The organism is Desulfocurvus sp. (assembly GCF_023230885.1).
GTDB lineage: Bacteria > Desulfobacterota > Desulfovibrionia > Desulfovibrionales > Desulfovibrionaceae > Desulfocurvus.
In genome coordinates, this window is sequence record NZ_JALNWM010000191.1 from 1 (window position 1) to 6,931 (window position 6,931).

General features: G+C 72.0%; 7 protein-coding genes. All 7 read right to left on the reverse strand.

Annotated features, from left to right (window positions below; translation table 11 throughout):
• Positions 1-149: 149 nt before the first annotated feature.
• Positions 150-911 carry a class I SAM-dependent methyltransferase gene (locus M0P34_RS12520; protein ID WP_291499643.1) on the reverse strand — a complete coding sequence of 254 codons (762 nt, stop codon included), beginning with the start codon at positions 909-911 and terminating at the stop codon, positions 150-152.
• Between the two features lie 449 nt (positions 912-1,360).
• Positions 1,361-2,614 carry a hypothetical protein gene (locus M0P34_RS12525; protein WP_291499645.1) on the reverse strand — a complete coding sequence of 418 codons (1,254 nt, stop codon included), beginning with the start codon at positions 2,612-2,614 and terminating at the stop codon, positions 1,361-1,363.
• Complete coding sequence (locus M0P34_RS12530; protein WP_291499647.1) at positions 2,611-3,300, reverse strand: energy transducer TonB; 690 nt, start codon at positions 3,298-3,300, stop codon at positions 2,611-2,613. Before M0P34_RS12530 ends, M0P34_RS12525 begins: the two co-directional genes overlap by 4 nt.
• Positions 3,301-3,315: 15 nt before the next feature.
• Positions 3,316-3,729 carry a biopolymer transporter ExbD gene (locus M0P34_RS12535; RefSeq protein ID WP_291499648.1) on the reverse strand — a complete coding sequence of 138 codons (414 nt, stop codon included), beginning with the start codon at positions 3,727-3,729 and terminating at the stop codon, positions 3,316-3,318.
• The gene (locus tag M0P34_RS12540; protein WP_291499649.1) at positions 3,726-4,376 is read right to left on the reverse strand and encodes a MotA/TolQ/ExbB proton channel family protein; all 651 of its coding nucleotides are present in this window, start codon (positions 4,374-4,376) and stop codon (positions 3,726-3,728) included. Before M0P34_RS12540 ends, M0P34_RS12535 begins: the two co-directional genes overlap by 4 nt.
• On the reverse strand, positions 4,376-5,830 hold the full coding sequence (locus M0P34_RS12545; protein WP_291499651.1) for a MotA/TolQ/ExbB proton channel family protein: 1,455 nt from the start codon (positions 5,828-5,830) through the stop codon (positions 4,376-4,378). Before M0P34_RS12545 ends, M0P34_RS12540 begins: the two co-directional genes overlap by 1 nt.
• A gap of 35 nt (positions 5,831-5,865) precedes the next feature.
• Complete coding sequence (locus M0P34_RS12550) at positions 5,866-6,633, reverse strand: DUF3450 domain-containing protein (protein WP_291499655.1); 768 nt, start codon at positions 6,631-6,633, stop codon at positions 5,866-5,868.
• Between the last annotated feature and the right edge of the window lie 298 nt (positions 6,634-6,931).

Sequence of the window (6,931 nt, forward strand, 5' to 3'; positions counted from 1 at the left end):
AGGCGCGCAGCCGGGGGACGGAAGGCGAGGCTGATTCACGGACGCGGCGGCGCTGGCGGGTCCGCCCTACCGCCCTACCGCCTTACTGCCCTACTGCCCTACTGCCCTACCGCCCTACCGCCTTACTGCCCTGCCGCTTTGCCACGTCGCTATTTTTCCCACAGCAGCAGTTCGATCTTGTAGTCTGTCCGCTCCACATAGACCCCGGGGCGTTCCTCGAAGGGCGCCAGGTGCTCGCGCAGCAGCTCCTGGTCCGGGGTCACGCCGTAGTTGGTCAGGGTGGTGGAACAGGCGTCCAGCGCCGCATCCAGGCTCTTGGGCACCACCCATTGGCCGTCCAGGATGACGGAGACGGGCGCAAGGCCCCGGCCCGCAAGCCATTCGCGCATCTGCGGCCCGTTGTTCATGACCTTGGGCTCCAGGCCGTAGCGCGCGAGCAGCCCGGCCATGACATCCGAACGCATGACCCCCGCGAAACCCATGAACACGGTCCAGCCGTGGGCGTGGCCCAGGAGCTTCTCGCGCGACTCGTCGCTCTGGATGGCGGGCGTCATGGAGCAGAAGACCACGTCATAGGTTTCCCCGCGCCTGAAATCCATCCAGTCCGAGCAGACATACTCGATGTTGCCCACGCCCAGGCCCGCCGCGTCCCGGGCCAGGATGTCGAGCATCACCGGGGAGATGTCCACCGCGGTAACACTTCGCGCCTCCCGGGCCAGGCGCAGGGTATACATGCCGCTGCCGCTGCCCACGTCGAGCACGGTCCTGCCGCCGAAGTCCACGCCATGCTCGCGGATGGTCCGCAGCACTCCGGCCTCGTAGTTGTCGTCGCCCTCCTCGTAGCGGGGGAAGGTTCGGGCCTTGGCGTCCCAGAACGCCCTCTGGTCATCGTGTTGTGCGGGTGTTCCCATGTGCTGCTTCCCCTCATGGCCCCCCGGGCGGGTGCCCGGCGAGCCGTGTTGCAGGTGCTGGCGGACTCTTTTCGGCCACGACGGAAAGCGCGGACCCCGGCCCCGGCTCCGCTCCGGGACGGCGGAAGCCGGAACGACGCAAACATCCGGTCGTGTCCCGCTCCGATTGCGGAGCGATAAATCGTAACACGAAACGGGCTTAAATTATCAAAAGACAAATTGTCAATCACACGACCGGCTTGCGGTATCCGCGCGCTGCGCGATCGCGCCCGACGATTGCCAACCGGGGCTCGCCCCGCGCCAAAACCGCCCTGCGGACCGCAGGCATCAAGCCGGGCAACCCGGCCCCGGGCCGCCATCGGCCCGGCTCCTCTGCCGCGCAGCAAAAGGCCGACCCCCTCTCGGGGGTCGGCCTTTGCCTTTTGGCGGCGTCCGGAAAGGCCGCGGGATCAGGAGGCCGGGTCCAGGCTTGCGGCCTGGGCTTCGCGGCGGGTGTTGTCCAGGTCGTCGAGCACGGCGCGCCAGGCGGCGGCTCCGGGGCGGGTCGCGGGGTCCTTGGCGGCCCGCAGCAGCAGGGCCCGGGCGTCGTCCCACGCCTGGGTCTGGATGGCCGATATCGCCGCCAGGAGCAGCACCTCGCCGCCCTGGGCGTCGTTGCGCACCTGCTCGCGGCACAGGGCGGCCAGGGCCTTGTGCTCCCCGGCGGCGAGCAGCAGCCGCGCCAGGTTGCGCAGGCGCGCCGGGGCGGGGCGCAGGGCCAGGGCCTTGCGGGCGTGGGCCACGGCCTCGGGCAGGCGCAGGCCCTGCTCCAGGAGCTGCGCCAGCCTGTCGTGCAGCTCGGCGGACGGCTCCTTGGCCGCCAGGCGTTCGAGCAGCCCGGCGGCGCGCAGGGGCGCGCCGCTGACGGCGTGCATATCCGCCAGAAAGAGCAGCTCGGCGCGCCCCAGCGGCGCCAGGGCGTCGGCCACCTCCAGGGCGCTGGCGGCGTCGGCGTAGCGCCCGTCGTTGGCGCGCACCTGGGCCAGCAGCTCCCACAGCTTCCTGTCGCCGCGCCGGGCCTCCAGGCGCCCGGTTACGGCCCGTTCCGCCGCCTGCCACTCCTTGCCGTCGCACAGCACCTGGATCCACAGGCGGTGCCATTCGTCCGGCGCGTCCGGGGGATTCAGGGCCCACAGGGCCTCCAGGGTCCGGCGCGCCCCGGCCGTGGCCCCGGCCTGGTAGTGGCACACCGCCGCCCGGTAGAGCAGCTCGGGCCGGACATCGCCCCGCTCGCGGTAGAGCCCGAAGGCCGCTTCCACGGCTTCGGCGGCCGGGCCGGGCTTCGCGGCGCCCAAAAGGGCCATGCCCAGGTTCAGGCGCGCGTCCGGGTCCCGGGGGGCCAGGCGGACGCTCTCGGCGAAGGACTTCGCGGCGGCGTCCATGCGCCCCAGCCGGTAGCGCGCCGCGCCCTGCACAAGGAAGACCAGGGCCGGAACCTGCTCGCCGGAGGCGGGCGCCGCCTTGATGTAGGCGTCCAGGATCTCCAGGGCGTGCGCGTCCTGCCCGGCCCCGGCGGCCTGCTGGGCCTGGTACAGCGCCTTGTGGGCCCCGGGGGGCAGCTCCGGCCCGTCGGCCCGGGCCACGCCGCAACAGCAAAGGCCAACGGCCAGGGCGGCCCAGCACAGGACACCCCTGGCGGCGAGGAGGGGACGATGCGCGCTCACAGCTTGAACTCGAAGGGCGCGACGACCCAGGTGTTCACGGGGCTGCCCTCCAGCACGCCGGGGGAGAAGCGCCAGCGCTGCACGGCCTGGACCACGCTGTCCTCGAACACGCCCTTGGGCGTGGCCTCCTGGATGGAGACCCGGCTGACGGAGCCCTGGACATCGACCAGGAAGCGGACCACGACCTTGCCCGTAATGTTCTGGCGCCGGGCGTGGTAGGGATAGGTGGGCGGGGCGCCGCGCAGCACGCGGGGCACGGTGTCCACCTCGCCGACCTCGAACAGCCTCGGGCCCGACAGGGGCGCGCCCACGGACAGCGGCACGACCACCCCGGCCCCGTCCGGAGCCACGGCGTCCAGGGAAATGTCCAGGGACACGGCCTGCTGGCGGGGCGGGGCGGGCGTGGGCGGCGCCGCCGTGGTGGGCATCTGCGGCGGCACGGGCTCCCGGTCGGGCTCCGTCATGCGCTCGGGCTCCAGCTCCTCGGGGGGCGGGGTCCGCTCCGGCGCCAGGAGCACCGCGCCCTCGTATTCGCGCGCGATGCCCGCGTCCCGTTTTTCCGTCAGCCACGGAATGCCCAGGAACAGCACGGCGTTGATCAGCAGGGCCAGGGCCAATCCGCAGATCCAGCCCCCGGTGCGGATGCGCGGCAGGGGCGAGGCAAGGCAACAGGCGCATGCGCTCATGGTATCTCCTCCCGGTTACGACGGCTTGCGCGCGGCGACGCTGACGTGCTTGACCCCGGCCATGCGGCAGGCGTCGAGCACGGCGATGACCACGCCGGTGACACTGGCCTTGTCGGCGGCGATGACCACCGAGCCCTCGGGCACCTCCGCCAGGAAGCGCTCCATCACCGCGCGCACGGAGCGCACGTCCACCACGCGGTTCTCGATGTGGACCAGGCCGTCCTTGTCTATGCCGATGATGACGTTGGCCTGCTCCTTGGTCTGGGCCGAGGCCGCCACGGGGCGGTCCACGTCCACGCCCGACTCCTTGGTGAAACTGGTGGTCACCAGGAAGAAGATGAGCAGGATGAAGATCATGTCGATGAGCGGGGCCATGTTGATGTCCGAGGAACCGGACCGCCGCGCCCGACTGTAGCGGATGGAGTTCATGCCATTTCCTCGCAGAAGTTGGTCCGGGCGGGGGCGCCCTGGGGCGGCGCGTCGCCGCAGGCCAGCATCAGGCCGTGGGTGAAGCGGACCACCCGTTCGCTGGCCTTGGCCGCGCGCCGCCGCAGGAAGAGCCCCAGGGCCAGCCCCGGCACCGAGGTCACCAGCCCGGCCTGGGTGGTGATCAGCGCCACGGAGATGCCCGAGGCCAGGCCCCGGGCGTTGCCCGTGCCGTGCACGGCGATGATGTCGAAGGTGTCGATCATGCCCGTGACCGTGCCCAGCAGGCCGAGCAGCGGCGCGGCGCCGGCCAGCATGAGGATGGTCCCCGTATGGCGCTGGAAGGTCAGGGACACGCTGGATGTCTGGGCCTCCAGGTAGCGCTTGCGCATGCGCACGCGCAGGCCCCGGGCGGCCTCGGCGGCCTCGAGCAGCTGGAGCTGCCAGGGCGCGGCCACGAAGCCCGGCTCCCCGGCGTGGCGCAGGCACTCGCCCACGCCCTTCTCCAGCGCGCTGTTGCGCAGCAGCAGGTACCACTGCTTGCCGATGAGCAGCCACATCCACAGGGACAGGCCGATGATCAGGACCATGATCCAGCCGCCGCGAGCCAGGTAGCCGCCGCTGTGGGTCAGCAGGGATCCCCAGTCCATCACGCCTCCTCCGCGCCCCGCAGGACCACGTTGTCCCCGTGGGGCACCACGGCCCCGGCCTTGAGCAGGGTCACGGCGAAGGCCGTGCCCTTCTGCTCCATGTCGCCCAGGACCATGTCCACCCGGCGTTCGAGGAAGTGGTGCAGGACCATGATCGGGATGGCCACGGCCAGGCCGAGCTGGGTCGTGATCAGCGCCTCGGAGATGCCGCCGGACATCATCCGGGGATCGCCGGTGCCGAACAGGGTGATGACCTGGAAGGTGTTGATCATGCCCGTGACCGTGCCCAGCAGGCCGAGCAGCGGCGCGATGGCCGCCAGGATCTGCATGGACGGCAGGAAGCGCTCCAGCCGGGGCAGTTCCTGGAGGATGGCCTCCTGGAGGGCGTTCTCCAGTATCTCCTGGCTCAGGCCGACATGGTCCAGGGCGCGGCCGAGCACCCGGCAGGCCGGGAACTTCTTGCCCCGCGCGCAGTACTCCTTCGCGGCGCTGAACTCGCGGCGCTCCACGCGGTCCACGATCTCGCGCATGCGCTTTTCGGAAAAGGCGCGCGAGGAGCCCAGGGTGATGAACCGCGCAAGCCCCAGCCCCAGGCCGACAACGCCCACCAGCAGGATGGGCCAGACCAGGAAGCCGCCCGAGAGCAGCCATTCCCACATGCCGCCCCCGGCGTTCAGGCGGCGGAAGGCCGCGCCGTCGGCCACGTCCAGGGGCAGGGCCGCGCCCTGCCCGGCGAGGAAGTCGCCCACGTCGGAGCGCACCGAGCGCGGCAGGGCCGAAAGCACCGCCCGCAGCCCCGCGCCGTCCGGACCGGCCTCGAGCACGCCGATGTCGCCGCCCTGGGAGCGGAAGAAGGTCGCGAAGCGGGCCGCATGCAGAATCTCGCCCGTCTCCTGGCGGCCGTCCGGGCCGATGTAGGCGCCCTGGCGCAGGTGCACGCCGCGCGTCAGGGGAATTTCGGCCAGGAACACCTCGGCCAGGGCGCCGATGGTTGCGGTGTCCGGGAAGGCGTGGTCCTTGAGCAGGCGGTCCACCACGTCGCGGCGCTCCGGCGCCAGGGTGGCCAGCGGGTTGCCCGAGAGCATCTTGTCCGCGTCCTTGGCGGCCTGACGGATGGTGCCCTCCAGGGCCTTCATGCCCGCCTGCTCCGCGCCGAGGTCGGCCTCCAGCCGCCCCCGCTCCTTGGAAAGCCCGTCCAGCTCGCGGACCAGGGCGTCGTATTCCTTTTGCAGCGCCTGCACCCGCGCCCGGCGCTCGCCCACGGTCATGGCCCGCTGCTTGCGGTCGGCGGCCACGTCCTTGCGCACGGCGCTGGCGTCGTCGCGCATCTCCTGGCTGCGCTCGCGGACCTCGGCCCCCGCGCGCTGCCAGTCGCCGTCGGCGGCGGCCGCCGCCCCCGGGCCGAAGCCCCCCGCAAACACCGCCACGGCCAGCAGGCACGCGGCCAAAGGCAAGAAGGTCTTCCCATGCATCGAAAACACGCTGTCCCTCATGGCTGCACCCGCTGCACGGGCAAGGTGATCAACTCGACGACCCGGCGCCGCCCGGCTATCTCCACGGCCTTGGCCAGCTCGGAGGCGTCGCCGGAGGCCAGGGTGCGCCACGCGCCGCTCCCGGCGTCGTACACGCCGCCGCGCCCGTCGGGCAGCTGGCAGTAGAGCCCGAGCCGCCCCAGCCGCAGCACGCGCGCCTGGACCTCCTGGCCCTCCAGCACGAGGGGCTCCTCGCTCACCTGCACCTGTTCGCCGTACATGGCCTCGATGCGCAGCGCCTCCAGGGTCCGGCGCAGCTTTTCGGCCAGGGACAGGTGGAAATCGTCCAGGGCGCCCTCAAGCTGCTCCAGGCGGGCGGCGCGCTCCTCGGCCAGGAAAGGCAGATCGGCGGCCACGGCCTGGCGCAGCCGCTCCAAAAGGCCGTCAAGCAGGGGCTCCAGCTCCTGGCGGACGGCCACGAAGGTCTCCTTGCGCTGGTGCAGCGCCTCGATGGCGGCGCGTTCGCGCCCGATGTACGCCTTGTGCTTGGCCACCTGGTAGCCGAGCCATTCCTCACGGATAACCAACTCGCGCTCCTCGTTGGTCAGCGCGTCGCGCTCGCCGGCCCAGCGGTCGGCCTCGGCCTGTGCCGCGGCCTGGGTCCTGGCCGCCGAGCGCAGGGTCTGGTCGGCCTCGCGGGCCGTCATGTCCGGACTGGCGGCCGCGGCCGCCGCGCAACACAACAGCGCGGCGCACAGCGAAACGGCCAGGGTTCGCATCTGCATTCTCCTGCCTCCTTCTTGGGCAACCCGAAAGATGAGATTGAGTCCTACAATCATTTTCAATTAAAAGCTACCGTCCGCCCGGGGAAAATTTTCGCCAGTCCCGGCGCCAGGGGGCGCGGGGAAACCGCCCCCTGCGGGCCGGAGGGCGCGGGGCCCCCCCCGGTGCCGGGGGCGGAGGCCCCCGGGCGCCAGGACGCGAAAGGGCCGGACCCCGCGCCCGGGGTCCGGCCTCGACGATGTCCGGCCCGTCGCCGGGCGCGGAAGGACGGGATCAGGGCGCCGTGGCGGCCACCCGCTC

Coding starts and splice junctions, on each gene's coding strand:
- M0P34_RS12520 (WP_291499643.1), bottom strand. CDS start 911: ATGGGAACACCCGCACAACACGATGACCAGAGGGCGTTCTGGGACGCC.
- M0P34_RS12530 (WP_291499647.1), bottom strand. CDS start 3,300: ATGAGCGCATGCGCCTGTTGCCTTGCCTCGCCCCTGCCGCGCATCCGC.
- M0P34_RS12535 (WP_291499648.1), bottom strand. CDS start 3,729: ATGAACTCCATCCGCTACAGTCGGGCGCGGCGGTCCGGTTCCTCGGAC.
- M0P34_RS12540 (WP_291499649.1), bottom strand. CDS start 4,376: ATGGACTGGGGATCCCTGCTGACCCACAGCGGCGGCTACCTGGCTCGC.
- M0P34_RS12550 (WP_291499655.1), bottom strand. CDS start 6,633: ATGCAGATGCGAACCCTGGCCGTTTCGCTGTGCGCCGCGCTGTTGTGT.